The sequence below is a fragment of the Alkalimonas amylolytica genome, assembly GCF_900107845.1.
In the GTDB taxonomy this organism is placed as follows: Bacteria; Pseudomonadota; Gammaproteobacteria; order Enterobacterales; family Alteromonadaceae; genus Alkalimonas; species Alkalimonas amylolytica.
This window is the reverse complement of the sequence record NZ_FNRM01000008.1, coordinates 1-19954: the sequence shown is the minus strand read 5'-3', so window position 1 is coordinate 19954 and position 19954 is coordinate 1. Positions and strand designations below refer to the sequence as shown.

Genomic DNA, 19954 nt, shown 5'->3' with positions numbered 1-19954 from the left:
TTAAGGCGCACCAAAACGATCCGGGTGTTTCTCTTTTAGTTTCTGATAGCGTTTTAACTGATCGGGGTTCAGTTTGCCTTGCTCAATAATATCCAGACAGCGAAGGATGAGAGTTTCCTGACGGCTGTCATCAATACTTGGACGTCTTGGTGCGGATAAGATAGTCTGCAGTAAGTTCAGTGCAATAGCGGCACTTTTTGGCATCACTCTAAGTGCCAGTTCAAAAGCTTTAAAAGCTTCCTGCCAATTACCATGCTGATACAGGTGCACAGCATTGTTGTTCAGCTCTCTAGCACCAAAAGGCATACTGGCACGTTCTTGTTGTTCTTGCTGTAAATAGGTACTAAACATGGGATCAGCCCCTTCCCGCTGGCAGCGCAGACTGATTTGGCGGAATAGTTTGTTGGCCGGATCGCTCAGACCAACCTCATGCAGTGCTTTGGCCCGGTCCAGCGCATCTTCAATGGAGTCGTCGTCCGGCGCTTTTTCTTGCAAATCTTTCAGCAGCTGTTGGGCCTTTTCTTTATTATCTTTTAAATACAATAGCCTGGCTTGAATAACTTCTTGCTGGAAGTCTTTGCGATTATCTGAAAACTGCTGCCTTATGGTGCTTAAGCACTGATTGATTTGGCGGTTTAAACGGAGGCTTTGTTCATCATCCTGTTCCAGCGTCAAAGCAAAATCAATACCGGCCCTTGCCATATTCAGGTAAAGATCGGGTTGCTCATGCATCGAATGGCGGGAAAACTTCACCATGCTTTGAGCCGCCTGATATTGTGTTTCGTAATCATGGTTGATGCGGGAGAGCTGCAATAGCTTTTGCTGGCGCAGAAGGTTGCGCGGCGCCAGGCTGGCCGCTTGCCCCAGGTGTTGTTGAGCATCATCAAACTGCTGTTGACGAAACTCCAGTTCTGCTATGCAGTCCAGTGCTTCCAGTCGGGTTTCCGGCCGTCGGGTCAGTTGTTGCAGTAGGCTTAATGCCTGAGAGTCTTTGTTCAGCAACAGCAGGGTCCGTGCTAGTCCAATGCGCGCCCAGGGAAAAGGTTGTATATCCAGCATCGCATTAAAGAATTGTTCAGCGGCGTCGTGTTGCTTGAGTTGCAACAGCAAGTCGCCTTTTAGTTTCAGCAGTAATGGATAAAAGGCGCTATTCGCTGATTTGGCCAACTCCGTATTGACCACTTCCAGTGCTCGGTCTGGCTGACCATTATCCAGCAATTGATAAACAGGCTTCAGCCGTTGCTTGCGTTTTAGAACCCGCTCAATCCGCACTTCCAAATCACCGATGACAAAAGGCTTGGCCAGGAATTCATCCGGCTGCAGTTCGATGACGCTGTACACGAGGGAAGGATCAGTATCGGCACTGATAAAAATAAAACCGGTACTCAGTTTGTGTAAGCCGCGGGCTTTTAGTTCTTCGTAAAGTTGAAAGCCATCTTTGCCTTTTTGCAGATTGTGAGCACAGATGATCAAATCGTATTGACGTGTTTTGCACAGCTGAATGGCATCCTGCGCCCGATCAGCGACATTAATTTGTTGGTAGCCCAGCTTTTCCAGAGCAAACTTCAGATAGCTTTGCGCCAGCGATTGTTCATCGATGATCAGGATTTGCACATCATGAGTGACGTTCATGTCCATCGGTTCTTTACATCCCGGCACTGTAATAGAATATAGAACTACTATAGCAAGATTCTGGCAGGCAAATGAAGTGAAAGCTGCCCGGTTAGCACATGAAAAGATACGCACCGGGCAATGGATTACCTACTAATAAGCCGTTGAGTAACTTACCCAGACCCTTCCTTCATGAAAGGCTGGTAGGGTTCTGTCTTTATGCACTTCAATAACCAGGTGCGCATAGTCGGTTTGCAGCTGATAAGGCTGAGGAATGGTTTGGTAACTGCAATGCATGTAGTGGGAGAGGTATACAGGGCCAGCTTCAGGCTCTGGTTCAGGGAGCTCGTGCGACTGGCAGTACTGTAATTGATAGTGGTCAAATGCCAGATGCTGCTGAACGCGCTGGCTCAGACGACCGTACTGGAAAACCAGCTCAGGTGAAGCGTAGCTTTGTTGCGCATATACGTTGGCGCTTATACCCACATACGCAAGTAAAATTATGGATAGCATAACTAGATGTTTCATTCAGACCTCCATTTATTGACTTGTCATTAAGTCAAGGTGATCTAAATGTATATTTTATTGTTTGTAAAATGATAAAAAATTATCAATGAGAGTTAGTTTCTTTCATGTCATCGATGACTAATTCAGATAAGATGAATGTGCGGCAGCCTAACAGCAGACCTGGTGATACAAATGAAAAGTTACAGCAATAAGCAGGATGGCATTAAGAAAGGCAGTGACGATGGTGGATGATACTGGGTTCGAACCAGTGACCCCCGCCTTGTAAGGGCGGTGCTCTCCCAGCTGAGCTAATCATCCACTCGGAGAAAGTAATCGAACAATTGATGATGGTGGATGATACTGGGTTCGAACCAGTGACCCCCGCCTTGTAAGGGCGGTGCTCTCCCAGCTGAGCTAATCATCCGCTGCATCAATGGCGCTCATTATAGAGTTCGGTGATTGAGTGTCAACAGGAAATTTTGAATTACGAAGCAGTTGCTGTAAAAAGCGTCACTTTGTTGTCATAAAGCACAATTGGCTGTGGCTGTGCGGCAAAATGGCTGCGCTGTTAGCAGCAAAACTTGCTACAATAACGCCATTTGATATTGCTTACAGGAATGCCTTATGTCGATCGTTACCCGTTTTGCTCCAAGCCCTACCGGTTATTTGCATGTTGGTGGAGCTCGAACTGCGTTGTACAGCTGGTTATACAGCAAAAAAATGGGTGGCAAGTTTATTCTGCGCATTGAAGATACCGATCTGGAGCGTTCTACTCAGGCGTCGGTCGATGCCATTTTGCAGGGCATGGATTGGTTGGGGCTGGATTGGGACGATGGACCTTACTACCAGACCAAGCGTTTTGATTTGTACAAAGAAGTGATCCAGCAGTTGTTGGATGCTGGTAAAGCCTACAAGTGTTTTTGCACTATTGAAGAGCTGGACCAGATGCGTGAAGCTCAGATGGCTGCGGGCGAAAAACCACGTTACAACGGCATGTGGCGTGACCGTACCGATCATCCGACCGATAAACCTTACGTCATCCGGTTTAAAAATCCGCAGGATGGCACTGTGGTCATTGATGACCTGATCAAAGGCCGCATCGAAATTGCCAACAAAGAGTTGGATGATTTAATTATTGCCCGTACAGATGGTTCGCCTACCTATAACCTGACGGTGGTGGTGGATGATTGGAAAATGGGCATCACCCATGTGATCCGTGGTGATGACCATGTCAACAATACACCAAGGCAGATGAATATTCTGGCTGCCCTTGGCGCGCAAATCCCACACTATGCTCATGTCCCAATGATTCTGGGCGACGATGGCAAACGTTTATCCAAGCGTCATGGTGCTGTGGGCGTGATGCAATACCGCGACAACGGTTTTTTACCTGAAGCCTTACTCAATTACCTGGTGCGTCTTGGCTGGTCGCATGGTGATCAGGAAATTTTTAGCAAAACCGAGCTGGTAGAGTTGTTTGATCTGAAAAACTGCAATCGGGCACCTTCGGCATTTAATACTGAAAAGCTGATTTGGTTAAACCAGCATTACATCAAAACCCTGCCAGTTGAAAGGGTTGCAGCAGAGCTGGAATGGCACCTGCAGGATCAGCAACTTGATACCAGCAAAGGACCAGCTATTACTGAAGTTATTAAGGTGCAAGCCGATAGGGTAAAAACTCTAAAAGAGCTGGTGCAGGTGAGCCGTTATTTCTACGAAGATTTCACTGCCTTTGATGAAGCTTCGGCCAAAAAGCATTTGCGACCGGTTGCAGCTGAGGCCTTGCAACGGGTACAGCAGAAGCTGAGCACTTTAGCCGATTGGACGGCCGAAGCCATTCATCAGGCCATCCAAGCAACGGCCGAAGAGTTGGAACTTGGCATGGGTAAAGTTGGCATGCCTATTCGGGTGGCGGTCAGTGGCGCGGGTAACTCGCCGTCGCTGGAGTTGACTCTGGCACTGGTTGGCCGCGAGCGGGCTTTAAGCCGTCTTGATATGGCACTGGCGTTTATTGCTGAGCGGGCAGAGCAAGCCTGATATGCGTGGGCTGGTATGTGCTCTGCATACTGGCCTAGTTGCATCTTACCTAGCAAAATGGGCTCTTCATCGGTTTGTTACCAAATCAGTGAACCCTTATGTTGGCGTGCTGTTTGAAAAGCTTTACAATACTTCATTTTTTACGAGACAAGGATTTCAGGTGATAGCAGTGCGTAATATTGCCTTGGTAGTGGTGTGTACCTTAAGCACGGTTTGCTTGAGTGTGCAGGCTGCAACTGAACTTTCACAAGCCGAACAGGCATTGTTGCAACCAAAACTCGGAGGTGATGTTGAGTTGGGGTTGCTTTACAGCAGCGGTAATACCAAAGCCACCTCTGTTCGGTTGAACAGCGAGCTGGTGCACGAGATCCCCTATTTTCGTAATCGTTATCAGATACAGGGTTTAACCCGTACCAGCAAGGTTCGCAATGCCAATGAGGATGCTTACACTCGTATTACCTCTGGTCAGCGTATTGGTTTAACCGGTCAAAGCAACTACAAATTTGCTGCTAGCAACCAAAGTGGCTTTGGTCGTGCGGCCTATTTGAACGATCGCTTTGGTGCCTTTCGCGAACAAGCCTCTGTGGCGCTTGGTTACGCCAACCGGATCTTTGATCAAAGCCCAAGTTACCTGGATTTAGAAACAGGCCCTGGTATTGGCTATCAGCGCCGGCAAAATGGTGACAGTGAAGGCGGTTTGATTTGGTTTGCTGCGGCCAATCTGGAATACAAAGTCTATCAAGGCACCCGTTTTCGGCAGGGGCTTGAAACAGTGCTGTCGCTGGATGGTGAAAGCTCCAGTGTACTCAGCCGTAGCAGTCTGACAGCACAATTAAATGGTCGGTTGTCGATGCGCTTTAACTTTATCGTCAAATACGATTCCAAGCCGGATGTGGGGCGCTTTAAAACCGATACCGAAACCTCGGCCTCGGTAGTGTATTCATTCTAATAAAAAACCGGCTGTTTGCAGCCGGTTTCAGTATCGAAGCTCGTCACTCGTCAGCTAGCACAATTCTCAATGCAACACCCGCGCCCGCAAAGTACCGGGGATGGCTTTTAATTCAGCCAGAGCCAGCTCGTAATCGGCTGAGTCAATATCAATCACCACATAACCGATATCTGCGCTGGTTTGCAGGTACTGACCGGCAATGTTGATCTGATGACGGGCAAAGCTTTCGTTGATCTTGGTCAGCATGCCAGGCTGGTTTTTGTGGATATGCAGCAAACGATGACGACCGGTATGTTCTGGCAGCGATACCTCCGGGAAATTGACTGCCGACAAGGTAGAGCCATTGTCACTGTACTTCACCAGCTTGCCAGCAACTTCATAGCCGATATTTTCCTGAGCTTCCTGGGTTGAACCGCCAATGTGCGGGGTGAGCAGCACATTGTCAAAAGCCCGCAGTGGTGAAACAAACTCTTCGCTGTTGCTTTTGGGCTCTACTGGGAACACATCAATGGCCGCACCATTTAGTTTTTTACTCTCCAGTGCCTGAGCCAAAGCCGCAATATCGACCACAGTGCCGCGTGAGGCATTGATCAGAATGGCACCTTGCTTCATTAAATCCAGTTCTGCTTCGCCAATCATGTTTTTGGTTTGCGGTGTTTCCGGCACATGCAAACTGATGACATCCGAGGTTTTCAGTAGGGTGGAAAAGTCCACCTGAGTAGCATTGCCCAGCACCAGTTTGTCTTCAATATCGTAAAACTGTACCCGCATACCCAGATGCTCGGCCATAATGCTCAGCTGAGTTCCAATGTGGCCATAGCCAATGATGCCAAGGGTTTTACCGCGGGCTTCATAGGAATTGTTGGCGGTTTTTTGCCACTCACCACGATGGGCTGCAGCATTGCGGCCAGGAATACCGCGTAGCAGCATAATGATTTCACCCAGTACCAACTCGGCGACTGAGCGCGTATTGGAGAAAGGCGCGTTAAATACTGGTATACCACGCTCAAGCGCGGCGTTTAAATCCACCTGATTTGTTCCAATACAGAAACAGCCAATGGCTGCCAGTTTTTCGGCGGCTGCCAACACGTTTTCGGTGAGCTGGGTTCGGGAGCGAATGCCAATAAAGTGAACGTCGCGGATTTTTTCAATCAGCTCGTCTTCGGGTAAGGAGGTTTTCAGGTACTCAATATTACTGTAGCCCTGATTTTTAAAACTTTGCACCGCACTTTGGTGCAGGCCTTCCAGCAATAAAATCTTAATTTTGTCTTTTGCCAGCGAAAATTTTTCCATGATTGATCTCTTGTTGCAAAGTGGCTGTGGACGCAGACCCGTGGCTCTTTTGTTTTGTTATTTAATCAGCTTGGTACCATCAGGGGTGCCAACCAATACTTTATCAGCGGCCCGAATGGCAAAAATCCCATTGGTGACCACCCCTACGATGTTGTTGATTTGTGCTTCCAACTGAATCGGATGATGAATTTCCAGATCATGCACATCCAGAATCACATTGCCATTGTCGGTGGTAACGCCCGCACGCAATTCGGCGCGTCCCCCCAGCTTCGTCAGCTCACGGGCAACATAACTGCTGGCCATCGGGATCACTTCGACCGGTAGCGGAAATCGGCCAAGTACCGGCACCTGCTTGCTCTGGTCTACAATGCAGATAAAGGTTTCGGCTACCGCTGCAACAATCTTCTCGCGGGTTAGGGCAGCGCCGCCGCCTTTGATCATATGCTTATCCGGGTTGATTTCATCAGCACCATCCACATAGACCGAAAAGCGGTCGATGCTGTTCAGATCCAGTACCGGGATCCCTAAGGCTTTCAGTTTGGCAGTCGATTGCTCGGAGCTGGAAACAGCCCCTTCGATCTCATCCTTGATGGTCGCTAAAGCATCAATAAAATGATTGACGGTCGAGCCGGTACCAACACCGACCACCGTATGGCGAGGGATAAATTCAAGCGCCGCCCAGGCTGCTTTGCGTTTCATATCATCAAGCATAAGAAAACCTTGATTAGCCGTACAGATGGATAAAATAAGCCGCTATTATAACCAAGTCAGCGTCAGACAACAGCAGAATCCAGCCTATTCTTGCAGAAAAGTTGCATCCGGGGTGCAAATGGCCGGCAAGGGCACATCCCAGGGTTCAATCGGCAGGGCATCGACCTGCTGGCAGCTGTGGGCCAGACCAATCAGTTTGGGCTGACCATCGCTGCTTCGGGCCGGGTAGTGCGCTAAAGTACGGTCATAAAAGCCACCACCCATGCCCAGGCGATTGCCATCGGTATCAAAGGCCACCAAGGGAGTGCAAATCAAATCCAGTTGCGGCACGGGTCGTAGATCCGGGCAACTCCAGTCCGGTTCCGGAATACCAAAGCGATTGACGCGCATCGGCGTATTGGCCTGAAAGTGTTGGAAAATAAGGTGACCGGGCGTAAAAGGGTGCAGCAGCGGCAGATAGAGTTGTTTGCCAAGCTGCCACAAGGCATGGATCAGTGGCCAGGTATCCAGCTCGCCATCGTTGCTTAAATACAGGGCGATGTGCTGGCAGTCAGGTAAAAAAGGCAAGTGACTAAAGCGGTCTGCCAGCTGTTGAGCGGCTTGCTGTTGTTGCTCGATGCTGAGTTGGTTCCGGCGTTGGCGGATCAGTTGGCGGAGTTCGTGACGGCTTGGCACCCTTGGCTTCCCTGGTATTGCGAAGGTTATTTGGGTCTATGTTCTCCGAAGCTGCCGTGTCGGATGGTAGCCCTTGAACCCTGGGTTCAAGGCGGGAGTCTGATGCCACCGTAGGCTTCCCGGTACAAGCCGGGCCTGCACAAAAGCGACAAGGTGAATCCCTAGGCAATCTGAATATCGGCTCAGGGACGTCGATCCAATCACTAACAGCTCAGAGAACACATCCAGTATAGCACCGGCACTGGTGACAACGAAAGGGCTGCCCGTCGAAATACTGCGCAGTCTGTTTCAATCTGGTCTGCTTTCTCCTCTGGCTGTTCTTGGCCTTATCCTGCTGCAATGGTAGGATAGAGTAAAGCATTAGTCAGGTGATCCCATCATGCCAACCCCTTATATTATGCCGTACGAGCAGTGGCTGCTCCGGATGGAAGAATCGCAGCTGATGGCCTCTCCGGCCGAGCTGCATGGATTGATCAGTGGTTTGTTGTCGGCCGGAGTGCAGGCCGAGCAAAAGCAAATTCTGCCGGTATTGTACGATTTTCTAAACGACAGTCAGGCCGTGCCGGTAGCGGTGCAAAAGCAAATTGTCGAGCTGATTGAAAAAACAGCCGAGCAATTGCAGCACAGCGATTACGCCTTTGCCTTGTTGTTGCCAAGCGATGACGACAGCCTGATCGAGCGGCTTGAAGCGGTGGTAGAGTGGTGTCAGGCGTTTTTGGTTGGCTTTGCGGTGTTGCAAACCGATTTATCGCTGGTGCCGGACGATATCCGCGAAGCGGTGAATCAACTGACCGAAATTACCCGGCTGGACGTGCATAGCAGCAGCGATTTTTCCGAGCAGGAAAATGAAGAGTCCTATTACCTGGTGCTGGAGCACATCCGCATTCTGGCGCTGAATTGCTTTCACGAAGTCGGCCTGAAGTACCAGCAAGGTGCGGCGCCGAAGAAGACCCTGCACTGAGTCGGCACTTAAACCGGCACTAAGGAAGAACCATGAACAGGCCCCAGGCTGAGCGTCGCCAGCGGTTGCTGGCTGAGTTAGCTGCCTCCTCGGTCGCGGTGATTGCCGCCGGCCATGAGCAGATCCGCAGCCGCGATACCGATTACCCCTTTCGCAGCAACAGTGACTTTTGGTACTTGACCGGCTTTCCAGAGCCGGAAGCATTGCTGATTTTAACCAAAGATGCGGCCGGGCACTGCAGCGAGCTGTTAGTGTGCCGCGATAAAGATGCCGAGAAAGAAGTCTGGCAGGGCCGGCGCTTTGGCCCCGAGCAAGCAGAGCAGCAGTTTGGCATAGCAGCAGCTTCTGTCAGCGAGCAACAAACCCTGTTGCTTGCTGCGCTCAAAGGCAAGCAACAGCTGTGGTTTTGTTTTGGCGACGATGAAGCACTGATACGCTTGCTGAACGCCTGCCAACAGCAGATCCGCACTACACCACGTCAAAGTGAGCTGGCGCCACAACAACAGTGCGATTTACGGCCGCTATTGAGCGAGTTGCGCCTGTTTAAAGATGAACATGAAATCAGCTTGATGCAGCAGGCCGCCAGCATGAGCGCTGGCGCGCACAAGGCCGCTATGCAGCTGTGTCAGCCCGGCATGCAGGAATACCAGCTAGAAGCCTGCATTCAGTACCACTGCGCCATGCTGGGTGCTCGTCATCAAGCATACAATGCTATTGTCGGCGGGGGCGAGAATGCCTGTATTTTGCATTACACCGAAAATAACGCTGAGCTTCGCGATGGCGATTTGGTGCTGATAGACGCTGGCTGCGAGCTAATGGGCTATGCAGCCGATATCACCAGGACCTTTCCGGTCAATGGCCGCTTTAGCAAGGAGCAGGCTGCGCTTTATCAGCTGGTGCTGGATGCACAGTTGGCGGCGCTGGCTGAAATCAAACCCGGCAGCAGCTTTGCGCTTGCCACCCAGGCCTGTTACCGGGTGCTGACCGAAGGTTTGCATCAGTTGGGTATCCTGCACGGGGAGCTGAGCGCCTTAATCGAAGCCGAAGCAGCCAAACCCTGGATGATCCACAGTCTGGGCCACTGGCTGGGGCTGGATGTGCACGATGTCGGTGCTTATCAGCCCAAAGGCAGCCTGCCAGAGCCAGGTGCGAAAAACCGACCCTTTGAGCCTGGTATGGTGCTGACGGTAGAGCCCGGTCTTTATATTCCCAAAGGCAGTGATACTGATCCCAAATGGTGGGGCATCGGTATTCGTATTGAAGACGATGTGTTGGTGACTGCAGAGGGCCATCGCAATCTGACCGCTGCAGTTCCTAAAACCATCGCCGAGATTGAAGCTCTGATGGCTGCGGGTAAAGGAAAAGAGGATGGTCAGTTTGACTGAAATTGCTGTGTCTGAGGGGGCGGTGTCTGAAGTCGATATTGCCATCGCCGGTGGCGGCATGGCCGGCCTGACACTCGCCTGGGCCTTGTTGCGGGCCAGGCCGACGCTGCGACTTGCCGTGATTGAGCAGCAGGGGGCGGTAGAGCGCCCGGTCAGTTTCGATAGTCGCAGCATTGCGCTGGCTGCGGCCAGTGTGCAGCAATTGCAAGCCTGGCAGCTGTGGCCGGAACTGGCTGCCAAGGCCTGTCCTATTCGCCATATTCATGTGTCGGATCGCGGCCATTTCGGTAAATGTTACCTCACAGCCGAACAGTTTGGCCTGAACGAGTTTGGCGCTGTGCTCGAAGTCGAACACCTGGGCCAGTTGCTGCAGCAGCGTTTGCAAAATGTGCCGCAAGAACAATTGCTGATGCTGCAGCCGGATCACATTGCGGCCCTGCAGCAACAGCAGGATCAAGTACAGTTGCAACTGGCCAGCGGCAAACAGCTGTCTGCTGCGCTTTTGGTCGTGTGCGAAGGCGGCCTGTCGCCCACCCGACAACTGGCAGGCTTTGCCCTGGCTAGCGAGCACTATGAACAAACCGCGGTCATTGCCAATCTGGCGCTGGCCGAGCCGCATCAAGAGCGCGCGTATGAGCGCTTTACCGCCGATGGTCCTATTGCACTGCTGCCACTGCCTGGCAAGCGCTACTCGCTAGTCTGGACTACCAGCCCGGAGCAGGCTGCAAGGTTGATGCAGCTGGGCGATAGCGAATTCACCGCCGCCGCCCAGCAGGCTTTTGGTTACCGGGCCGGTGCTTTTGTCAAAACCGGCGCCCGTGCCAGCTATCCGTTAACGCTGCGGCGCACCGATAGCCCGGTGCGTCATCGCATTGCACTGCTTGGCAATAGTCTGCACAGTCTGCATCCCATTGCCGGTCAGGGCTTTAATCTGGCATTGCGCGATATTGCTGCTTTGGTGCAGCTGGTGCAGCAGATGCCAAAAGCCATTGGCGATTACACCATGTTGCGGCAATACCAGCTGGCCCGCGAGGCCGATATGCAGCAGGTGATGACCCTGACCGATGGGCTGGTGCGGCTGTTTTCCAACCGTTCACGGCTGGTAGCACTGGGCCGCAATCTGGGCTTGCTTGGCATGCTGTTGTGCGATGAATTAAAACAACCGCTGGCCCATCAGGCCATGGGCTACAGCGCCATGCAGCGCCTGCAGGCTCAGCTTAAGGAGTTCTCAAACCATGCAGCATTGTGATATCACCATCGTTGGCGCTGGCAGTGCGGGGTTGACGCTGGCGCTGCTGCTGGCTCCACTGAAGCTGACCATTCAACTGGTGGAAAAGGGGCCGGCTCCAGAGCCTGCAAAAGCTGAGTTTAAACGGGTCAGCGCGCTGAACCTGGCATCGCAGCGGCTGTTTGCGCAACTGGGGATCTGGCCCGGGCTGTCGGAGCAGCTGGCCGCTTACCAGCAGATGGAGGTGTGGCAAGCCGACAGTTTTGGCCGCATTGGTTTTTCTGCGCCGGAGCAGCAATTACCGGCCCTTGGCTGGATCTGCGATAACGAGCAAATTCGCCAGCAGCTGTATCAAGCCTTACAACAAGCGCCCAATGTACACTGCCATTTTAACGCTGGCATTCAGCGCATCAGTCAAGGCGAGCAGAATGTCGCCTTGCAACTTGATACTGGCGAGCTGCTGCTAAGCCGCTTATTGGTTGCGGCTGATGGCGCCAATTCCTATGTGCGTGAACAGCTGCAGTTGCCACTCACCCACTGGGATTACCAGCATCATGCTCTGGTCACGACCTTGCATTGCCAGCAAGCGCATCAGGCTACCGCCCGTCAGGTGTTCTGGCCGGATGGCCCTTTGGCTTTATTGCCATTGCCGGACAGTCACCAGGTGTCCATTGTCTGGAGTGTACCGCCCGCGCGGTCTGAAGCGCTGCAGGCACTGCCAGCCGTGGACTTTGCTAAGGCGGTGACGGCTGCCAGCCAGTCGGTGCTGGGGCCACTCAAGCTTGCCGGCGATCGGCAGCTGATCCCGCTGCGCATGCGCTACGCCAATCAGTGGGTGCAGGGGCGGGTGGTGTTGGTGGCCGATGCGGCGCACAGCATTCATCCGCTGGCCGGGCAGGGCATGAACCTGGGACTGATGGATGTTGCTGCATTAGCAGAACTAATCTCAGAGCAGCTGCAACAGCAGCTGGAACCCGATTGCCCGCGCATGCTGGCCCGTTATCAGCGCTGGCGTAAATCCGAGGCGCAGAGCCTGATCCTGGCGATGGAAGCCTTTAAACGTGGCTTTAGCGGTGGTGCTATGTTACCGAAATTACTGCGTTCTGTTGGCATGAAGCTGCTGGATCAACATGGCGGTCTGAAGCAACGCATGATGGCGCTAGCCCTTGGGAATCAAGGTGATCTGCCCAAATGCGTCCGGCCAGGCTTACGCCCGGCCAGCGGTGCCGTCGACCAGAGCAGGGCGCTTTGAGTGGTTGCATTATAAAATCTAATTAAAAAGGGGCTGTTGGCACCCGGCTGCATCCGCTATAATCGGTGCATTCTTAGTCGGTCTGGCTGCATAAGTGGTTGCTTTGCCGCCTTAATACCGCCGCTGCGATACCAAGCACAGGGAGCATCGAATGTCACAACAACCAGCATCACAACAAACCGTGTTACACGCCAAACACCTGGAAGCCGGTGCCAAGATGGTGGACTTTTTTGGCTGGCATATGCCAATCAACTACGGCTCCCAGATTGAAGAGCACCATGCCGTGCGCCAGGATGCTGGCATGTTCGACGTATCGCATATGACCATCGTCGATGTAACCGGCGCCCGCACCCGTGACTTCCTGCGCTTTTTGCTGGCCAATGATGTAGCCAAGCTGACAGTGCCTGGCAAAGCGCTCTATACCGCCATGCTGAACGAAGCCGGTGGTGTGATTGACGACCTGATTGTTTATTTCCTGCAAGAAGATTACTTCCGGATCGTGGTGAACTCCGCCACCCGTGAAAAAGACTTAGCCTGGCTGAATCAGCATGCGCCTGCTTTTGACGTGACCGTGACCGAGCGGCCGGAGCTGGCGCTGATTGCCGTGCAGGGCCCGAATGCCAAAGCCAAAGTAGCCACCTTACTGGATGCGGACCAACAGGCCGCTGTGGCAGGCATGAAGCCTTTCTTTGGTGTGCAAAGCGGTGATTTATTTATCGCGACTACCGGCTACACCGGTGAGGATGGTTACGAAATTGCCATGCCGGAAGCCAAAGCGGCTGATTTTTGGCAAAAACTGCTGGATGCCGGTGTGAAGCCTGCGGGACTGGGTGCCCGTGATACTTTGCGCCTCGAAGCGGGCATGAATTTGTATGGGCAGGATATGGACGAAACCGTATCGCCACTGGCTGCCAATATGGGCTGGACCATTGCTTTTGAGCCGGCTGATCGCAACTTTATTGGCCGCGCCGCGCTGGAGCAACAAAAAGCTACTGGTACCGACAAACTGGTCGGCCTGGTGATGGAACAAAAAGGCGTGCTGCGTCATGGTCAGCGTGTGGTGGTCGCCGGCGGTGAAGGCATCATTACCTCCGGTACTTTTTCACCGACCTTAGGTTTTAGCATTGCCATGGCGCGGGTACCGGCCAGTGTTGGCGACAGCGCGGAAGTGGATATCCGTGGCAAGCTGGTGCCGGTGAAGGTGATAAAACCGGCTTTTGTTCGCATGGGCAAAAAACTTATCTAAACTAACAAGTGGTCGGCTGTACAAAAGCTGTACAGTGGGCCACCTGCTGTATCACAATAACACTGAAACCGTCTGTGCACACGGACAAACGACTAAAAGAACAACGTCAGGTAAGGAATAAAACATGAGCTCTATCCCTACAGAATTAAAGTACGCTTCTTCGCATGAGTGGGTGCGTCACGAAGGCGACGGTATCTACAGCGTTGGCATTTCCGAACATGCACAGGAGCTGCTGGGTGATATGGTGTTTGTGGAGCTGCCGGAAGTCGGTGATACCGTTTCTCAGGGCGACGACTGCGCGGTAGCTGAGTCGGTCAAAGCGGCTTCGGATATTTATGCACCGCTGTCCGGTGAAGTTGTTGAAGTGAACGAATCACTGGCCGATGCGCCGGAGCAAGTAAACGCCAGCCCTTACCACGATGGCTGGATGTTTAAAATTAAGGCTTCGGATCTGGCTGAGCTGGACGAGCTATTGGACGCCGAAGGCTACCAGAACGTTATCGACGAAGATTAATTGTCATCCGGAACTGCTTAAGCCCCGTATTTATCGGGGCTTACCTTTATACGCCGTACATTTTTTTCGCCATAGTATTTATAGGACACATCAAGCATGAGCAACCCTGCTGCTAAAACGCTGTCGCAACTTGCGAATCACCAGGAATTCATTCAACGCCATATTGGCCCGGATGCCAATGAAACTGCCGCCATGCTGGCCGAGCTGAATGTCGGCTCGGTGGAAGAGCTGATCGCGCAAACCATTCCGGCCGATATCCGTTTACCAGCACCGCTGGCGATTGGTGACAGCCGCAGCGAGGCCGAAGCCCTTGCTTACCTGAAGTCTGTTGCTGCAAAGAACAAAATGTTCAAGTCCTACATTGGCATGGGCTATCACCCAACGCTGACGCCAAACGTGATCCTGCGTAATGTGCTGGAAAACCCGGGCTGGTATACCGCCTACACGCCGTATCAACCGGAAATCGCCCAGGGCCGCTTAGAAGCCCTGCTGAACTTCCAGCACCTGACGCTGGATTTAACCGGCCTGGAGCTGGCCAGTGCGTCCTTGCTGGACGAAGCCACCGCTGCTGCCGAAGCCATGGCGCTGGCCAAGCGGGTGTCAAAAAACAAAAAATCCAACAGCTACTTTATCGCCAACGATGTGCACCCGCAAACACTGGACGTGGTGAAAACCCGTGCCGAGATGTTCGGCTTTGACATCGTCACAGGCCCGGCCAGCGACGCTGCCAAGCACGATGTGTTCGGTGCCTTGCTGCAATACCCTAGCAGCAGCGGCGAAGTGCGCGACGACAGCGCCCTGATTGCAGATTTACAGGCCAATAAGGCCATCGTTGCGGTCGCCACCGACATTATGGCACTGGTGTTAATGAAATCTCCTGGTCAGCTGGGTGCCGATGTGGTGCTGGGTTCGGCGCAGCGTTTTGGTGTGCCTATGGGGTACGGCGGCCCGCATGCCGCTTTCTTTGCCACCCGCGATGCCTACAAGCGCTCGATGCCAGGTCGTATTATCGGTGTGTCGAAAGACCGGCTTGATAACAATGCCCTGCGCATGGCGATGCAAACCCGTGAGCAGCATATCCGCCGTGAAAAAGCCAACTCCAACATCTGCACCGCTCAGGTGCTGCTGGCCAATATGGCGTCCTTCTACGCCGTCTACCATGGCCCACAAGGCCTGAAGACCATCGCCGAGCGCATTCACCGCTCTGCCGATATTTTTGCCGCTGGCTTAAAAGCCAAAGGCGTCGAGCTGCTGCACAACCACTGGTTCGATACCATCAGCTTTAAAGTGGCCGACCGTGCCGCTGTCATTGCCCGCGCGCTGGCCAAAGAAGTGAACCTGCGCACTGACCTGAGCGATAGCCTGTCGGTCAGCTTCCACGAGCTGACCACGGCAGCTGATATCGCAGAGCTGTTTGCCATTGTGCTGGGCGATGATCACGGGCTGAACATCGACGCGCTGGATGCTGAGTTGGTGAAAAACGGCTCTACTTCTATCCCGGCCAGTCTGCTGCGCCACGATGCGATTTTGCAGCACCCGGTGTTTAACCAGTACCACTCAGAAACCGAGATGCTGCGTTACATCAAAAAGCTGGAAAACAAAGACTTAGCGCTGAATCACTCGATGATTTCGCTGGGCTCTTGCACCATGAAACTAAACGCCACCGCCGAGATGATCCCGGTGACCTGGCCGGAGTTTGGTGCTTTGCATCCATTCTGCCCACTGGATCAGGCGCAGGGTTACAGCCAGATGATCACCGAACTGGGGGATTGGCTGGTCAATATCACCGGCTACGACAACATCTCCATGCAGCCGAACTCCGGTGCTCAGGGGGAGTACGCTGGCATGATTGCCATTCGCAAGTACCACGAAAGCCGTGGCGAAGGCCACCGTAATGTCTGTCTGATCCCGGTATCCGCCCACGGCACCAACCCGGCCACCGCGGCTATGGCAAGTTTTGATGTGGTGCTGGTGGATTGCGACAAGTCCGGTAACATCGATATGGCCGACTTAAAAGCCAAGGCCGAGGAAGTGTCGGATCGGCTGGCGGCCATTATGGTGACCTACCCGTCGACCCATGGTGTGTTTGAAGCCAGCATCCGTGAACTGTGCGACATCGTGCACGCGCACGGTGGCCAGGTCTACATGGATGGTGCCAATATGAACGCTCAGGTGGGTTTAACCTCACCAGGCTTTATTGGCTCCGATGTGTCGCACCTGAACCTGCACAAAACCTTCTGCATTCCACACGGTGGTGGCGGCCCTGGCATGGGGCCGATTGGTGTAAAAAGCCATCTGGCACCATTTTTACCGAACCACCCGGTGATCAAAATTGCCGGTACCGGTGAGCACAATGGTGCCGTTTCGGCCGCGCCATACGGCAGCGCTGGCATCCTGCCAATCAGCTGGATGTACATTGCCATGATGGGCAGCGAAGGCTTAAAGCAGGCCACTGAAATCGCCATCCTGAGCGCCAACTACATGGCGAAGAAGCTGGATCCACACTTCCCGGTACTGTACCGCGGTGCCAACGGCCGGGTAGCGCACGAGTGCATCATTGATATTCGTCCGCTCAAAGAAGCCAGTGGCGTCACCGAGATGGACATCGCCAAGCGTCTGATGGACTTTGGTTACCACTCACCGACCATGAGCTTCCCGGTGGCTGGTACCCTGATGATTGAGCCAACCGAATCGGAAAGCAAAGCCGAGCTGGATAAGTTCATCGAAGCCATGACCACCATCCGCGCGGAAATCGCCAAGGTAGAATCCGGCGAGTGGGCGCTGGACAACAACCCGCTGCACTTTGCCCCGCACAGCATGCAGGACATCTTCAGCAGCGATTGGAACCGCGCCTACGACCGCCAGGTCGCCGCCTTCCCGGCCGCTTTTGTCGCCGAGAACAAGTTCTGGCCAACCGTGACCCGTATCGACGACGTCTACGGCGACCGTAACTTGATCTGCGCCTGTCCTAGCCCGGAGGCTTATCGTTAGTCTGGTTTGTAAGCAAAGCTATAAACACGAAACCCCAGCCACTGTGCTGGGGTTTTTGTTTTGTCCGGTAATTATAAATTCAGCAATGTAATTGAAAAGGTGAAGGTATTTAACTAACCTCGGAATATCTATATATGTATATATAAACAGTTATTGGTAAAATAATTGTAATCAAGTAAATCGCGAGCTTTAAACACGCTTTCACCAGTGAAAAATTGCGTTCCAGTTAAAAAGTTGTTGATTCAAATGGAGTAGTTGACTAGATTGGCTTTATAAAAAAAGATAGAAGGGAAAATCCCGCGTGTGAAAGAAGGGATTTTCCAAACTATTAAGCTGTTATACCGCGTGTTCATCTTAAAGGATATTTCATGGAAGGAACTTGTAACTGTAAGAGTGTTCAATTTAGTTCATCGGATGAAATCAGAGCTATTGTTAATTGTCACTGTAATCTTTGCCGCAAAATGAATGGAAGTGCATTTTCAACATATGCAGTTGTTCCGAGTGAAGGTTTTATTTTAAAAAGTGGCTCATTGAAAACTGTGCAAGTGTCAGAAAACGCTTCTAAAAGTTTCTGTGAGCATTGTGGTACGCCGATATACAATCAAAATCCTAAGCTTGCTGGCCTAAAGATTTTATATTTGGGCTCAATAGACAAGGCTCCGGATCTTAAACCAGCAATCAATATTTATTGTGAGTCTCAACTTCAATGGGTTAATCAATTGGCTACATTACCCAATTTTGAGCAAGGTGTGGTATAGGCGGTATAACAATCGCATTAACTCGCTCGCAAGCTCGCTGGGACAATAACACATAGGCTCAGTCGCTTCGCTCCAATTTTAGCCTACGTGTTATTGCCCGTTATGCGGGCGTTATGCAAAAGGAGTAAGCATTGAGAATCGTGATCGGTCTGCTATCACTAACACTAGTCGCATCGTGTTCAATAGCCGACAGCAAGCCGGATGAGCGCGAAAGTGATTGTCTGACTGCTAGTGCACTCTCCAACGCTGACACTCGCCAGCCTTTCATTGAATGGTATCAAGAGGCTGTAGCATCTGGTTTTTCGGGTATGGTTCTTGTAGCTCAAGGACAAACGAAGCTGTTTGAGCAAGGCCTTGGCTATGCCGACAAGGAAGCTAAACGACCTTTTACTGCTGATACTGTTGTCGATATCTTATCTATGACGAAACAGTTTACAGCAGCAGCAATTCTAAAGCTCGAAGAGCAAGGCGCTCTGTCAGTACATGATACGCTTGAGCAATTCTTTGATAATGTACCTACCGAAAAACAAGGTATTACACTGCATCAACTTTTAACCCATACTGCAGGCCTCAAAGCAAACTACAAAGGCGACTACACACCAGCAACCCGTCAACAGCTGGAGCAGCATGCACTTAACTCGAGACTTCTTTCAAGGCCTGGTGAAACCTTTAATTACTCGAACATTGGTTACAGCTTACTTGCTCTTGTTATTGAGAAAGCTAGCAATAAAAGCTATGAAGCTTTTTTGCATGAACATCTATTTTTACCTGCGGGTATGAACAATACAGGCTATCGAATTCCTTCATGGAGTGAGCAAGACTTAATTGTTGGTTACCAAAGCGACTCTCGTTATCGTCATCATCGATTGCTGGCTGGTGTCGGTTCTGTTCTTGGAAGAAGCGACCGGTGGGGAACGCCTCTTGAACAATCTTGGGCAGAAGATGGACCTTGGTGGTCTCTGCATGGCAATGGTGGCTTACTTTCCACTCTCAATGATCTCCATCTGTGGTACTTGGCTCTTGCAAACAACTCGATTTTATCTGAGGCTTCAAAAGATAAGCTGTATTCGCCGTATGTTGAGGTAACGTCGGGTATATTTTATGGATATGGCTGGATGGTTAGGGCGAATCAGGCTGGTACACGAAGAATAATCAATCATGGAGGCGGCAACCCTTTCTTTGACATGGATATTTATAATTATGTTGATGATGGTGTGGTCTTTCTGTATGTGACTAATACTCCCTTGCAGCAAAGTTTGATGCCTAAATTATCAAATGTTGTTCGTAAAGAGTATATCCAATGACAAAACTGGGTGATTTTAAACTTTTAGCCATCCGGGGTCAGTTTTTAACCATGCAAAGAGAGCATAACAAACCGCGCCATTCGGGGCCTACGGCCCCTGCGACGCTCACAAGTTCGCGCGCATGCGCGGGGCGTTAGGTAGATACTGTGATTTTCAGTCGTTTTGAACGAAGCTCTGTTGATGAAATGAAGAGTATTCTCATTTCAGACAGTACTTTAAGCGTAAAAGATAAAGTGCAGTTGGAAAAGATGATTGCTCGATTAGATGCTAAAAAGTCACCATATCTCAGTGATTACGAAATTCATCAACTCAAACAAAAAGAAATCGATATAAGACAATCGCGGATATTTGTTTTGATAACTTGGTCAATATCTATTATCGCAGTTATATATTTCGGTGCTCTTCCTGGTCGGACTGGAATGATATACTGGTCTCAAGAGCCAGGCTTGTTTATAACATGTTTAGTCATCTGGATTTCTGTAGGGGTGTATTTTTATGCTAACAGTGAAGACACCTAACAAGTTGCTTAATT

The 19954-nt window shown here is 51.6% G+C and carries 17 protein-coding genes, 2 tRNA genes and 1 other RNA gene; 12 read left to right on the top strand and 8 right to left on the bottom strand.

Translation table 11 applies throughout. The features are described 5' to 3' along the window. The 4 genes from BLW37_RS14625 to BLW37_RS14610 all read right to left on the bottom strand — a co-directional run bounded on the left by BLW37_RS14625 (nt 1) and on the right by BLW37_RS14610 (nt 2542). Nucleotides 1–1632 (bottom strand): response regulator, encoded by a 1632-nt coding sequence (locus BLW37_RS14625; RefSeq protein ID WP_342744216.1) that lies wholly within the window; start codon nt 1630–1632, stop codon nt 1–3. 132 nt (nt 1633–1764) lie between these two features. Beyond that, on the bottom strand, nt 1765–2139 hold the full coding sequence (locus BLW37_RS14620; RefSeq protein WP_091344174.1) for a hypothetical protein: 375 nt from the start codon (nt 2137–2139) through the stop codon (nt 1765–1767). A 221-nt stretch (nt 2140–2360) separates the two neighbouring features. Further along, nucleotides 2361–2436: transfer RNA gene (locus BLW37_RS14615), tRNA-Val, on the bottom strand. 30 nt (nt 2437–2466) lie between these two features. Further along, nucleotides 2467–2542 (bottom strand) — tRNA-Val (locus tag BLW37_RS14610). A 200-nt stretch (nt 2543–2742) separates the two neighbouring features. Here BLW37_RS14610 and gltX point away from each other — a divergent pair. After that, the gene (gltX, locus tag BLW37_RS14605) at nt 2743–4155 is read left to right on the top strand and encodes a glutamate--tRNA ligase (RefSeq protein WP_091344173.1); all 1413 of its coding nucleotides are present in this window, start codon (nt 2743–2745) and stop codon (nt 4153–4155) included. A gap of 169 nt (nt 4156–4324) precedes the next feature. After that, entirely contained in the window at nt 4325–5104 is a 780-nt protein-coding gene (locus BLW37_RS14600) for a DUF481 domain-containing protein (protein ID WP_171907638.1), read from the top strand. A 66-nt stretch (nt 5105–5170) separates the two neighbouring features. Here the strand turns inward: BLW37_RS14600 and serA are convergent, their stop codons facing one another. The 4 genes from serA to ssrS all read right to left on the bottom strand — a co-directional run bounded on the left by serA (nt 5171) and on the right by ssrS (nt 8004). Beyond that, nucleotides 5171–6397, bottom strand: a complete 1227-nt coding sequence (gene serA / locus BLW37_RS14595) for a phosphoglycerate dehydrogenase (RefSeq protein ID WP_091344170.1) — start codon at nt 6395–6397, stop codon at nt 5171–5173. 57 nt (nt 6398–6454) lie between these two features. Beyond that, a complete protein-coding gene (rpiA, locus tag BLW37_RS14590) occupies nt 6455–7108 on the bottom strand; it encodes a ribose-5-phosphate isomerase RpiA (protein ID WP_091344168.1) in 654 nt (217 codons plus the stop codon). Between the two features lie 84 nt (nt 7109–7192). Continuing rightward, nucleotides 7193–7783 (bottom strand): 5-formyltetrahydrofolate cyclo-ligase, encoded by a 591-nt coding sequence (locus BLW37_RS14585; protein WP_091344166.1) that lies wholly within the window; start codon nt 7781–7783, stop codon nt 7193–7195. A 38-nt stretch (nt 7784–7821) separates the two neighbouring features. Continuing rightward, nucleotides 7822–8004, bottom strand: a non-coding RNA gene (ssrS, locus tag BLW37_RS14580) — 6S RNA. Between the two features lie 158 nt (nt 8005–8162). Between ssrS and BLW37_RS14575 the strand changes: the two genes are divergently transcribed. From BLW37_RS14575 to BLW37_RS14530, 10 genes are all read left to right on the top strand, one after another. Further along, nucleotides 8163–8744, top strand: coding sequence for a UPF0149 family protein (locus tag BLW37_RS14575; RefSeq protein ID WP_091344163.1), 582 nt, complete (start codon nt 8163–8165; stop codon nt 8742–8744). Between the two features lie 32 nt (nt 8745–8776). Then, nucleotides 8777–10129 carry a Xaa-Pro aminopeptidase gene (gene pepP, locus BLW37_RS14570; RefSeq protein ID WP_091344161.1) on the top strand — a complete coding sequence of 451 codons (1353 nt, stop codon included), beginning with the start codon at nt 8777–8779 and terminating at the stop codon, nt 10127–10129. After that, nucleotides 10113–11378, top strand: a complete 1266-nt coding sequence (gene ubiH / locus BLW37_RS14565; protein WP_091344159.1) for a 2-octaprenyl-6-methoxyphenyl hydroxylase — start codon at nt 10113–10115, stop codon at nt 11376–11378. Before pepP ends, ubiH begins: the two co-directional genes overlap by 17 nt. Continuing rightward, nucleotides 11365–12609, top strand: coding sequence for an FAD-dependent monooxygenase (locus BLW37_RS14560; RefSeq protein WP_091344157.1), 1245 nt, complete (start codon nt 11365–11367; stop codon nt 12607–12609). The genes ubiH and BLW37_RS14560 overlap by 14 nt, the downstream gene beginning before the upstream one ends. Nucleotides 12610–12760: 151 nt before the next feature. Then, nucleotides 12761–13855, top strand: a complete 1095-nt coding sequence (gene gcvT, locus BLW37_RS14555; protein ID WP_091344154.1) for a glycine cleavage system aminomethyltransferase GcvT — start codon at nt 12761–12763, stop codon at nt 13853–13855. Between the two features lie 124 nt (nt 13856–13979). After that, nucleotides 13980–14369: a glycine cleavage system protein GcvH gene (gcvH, locus tag BLW37_RS14550; RefSeq protein WP_091344153.1), complete on the top strand. Its 390-nt coding sequence runs from the start codon at nt 13980–13982 to the stop codon at nt 14367–14369. Between the two features lie 96 nt (nt 14370–14465). Further along, nucleotides 14466–17360 (top strand): aminomethyl-transferring glycine dehydrogenase, encoded by a 2895-nt coding sequence (gene gcvP / locus BLW37_RS14545; RefSeq protein ID WP_091344151.1) that lies wholly within the window; start codon nt 14466–14468, stop codon nt 17358–17360. A 368-nt stretch (nt 17361–17728) separates the two neighbouring features. Next, the gene (locus BLW37_RS14540; RefSeq protein ID WP_091344149.1) at nt 17729–18118 is read left to right on the top strand and encodes a GFA family protein; all 390 of its coding nucleotides are present in this window, start codon (nt 17729–17731) and stop codon (nt 18116–18118) included. Nucleotides 18119–18258: 140 nt separating this feature from the next. After that, nucleotides 18259–19422, top strand: coding sequence for a serine hydrolase domain-containing protein (locus BLW37_RS14535; protein ID WP_245785754.1), 1164 nt, complete (start codon nt 18259–18261; stop codon nt 19420–19422). Between the two features lie 146 nt (nt 19423–19568). Beyond that, nucleotides 19569–19940, top strand: coding sequence for a hypothetical protein (locus BLW37_RS14530; protein ID WP_139243731.1), 372 nt, complete (start codon nt 19569–19571; stop codon nt 19938–19940). Nucleotides 19941–19954: the final 14 nt, after the last annotated feature.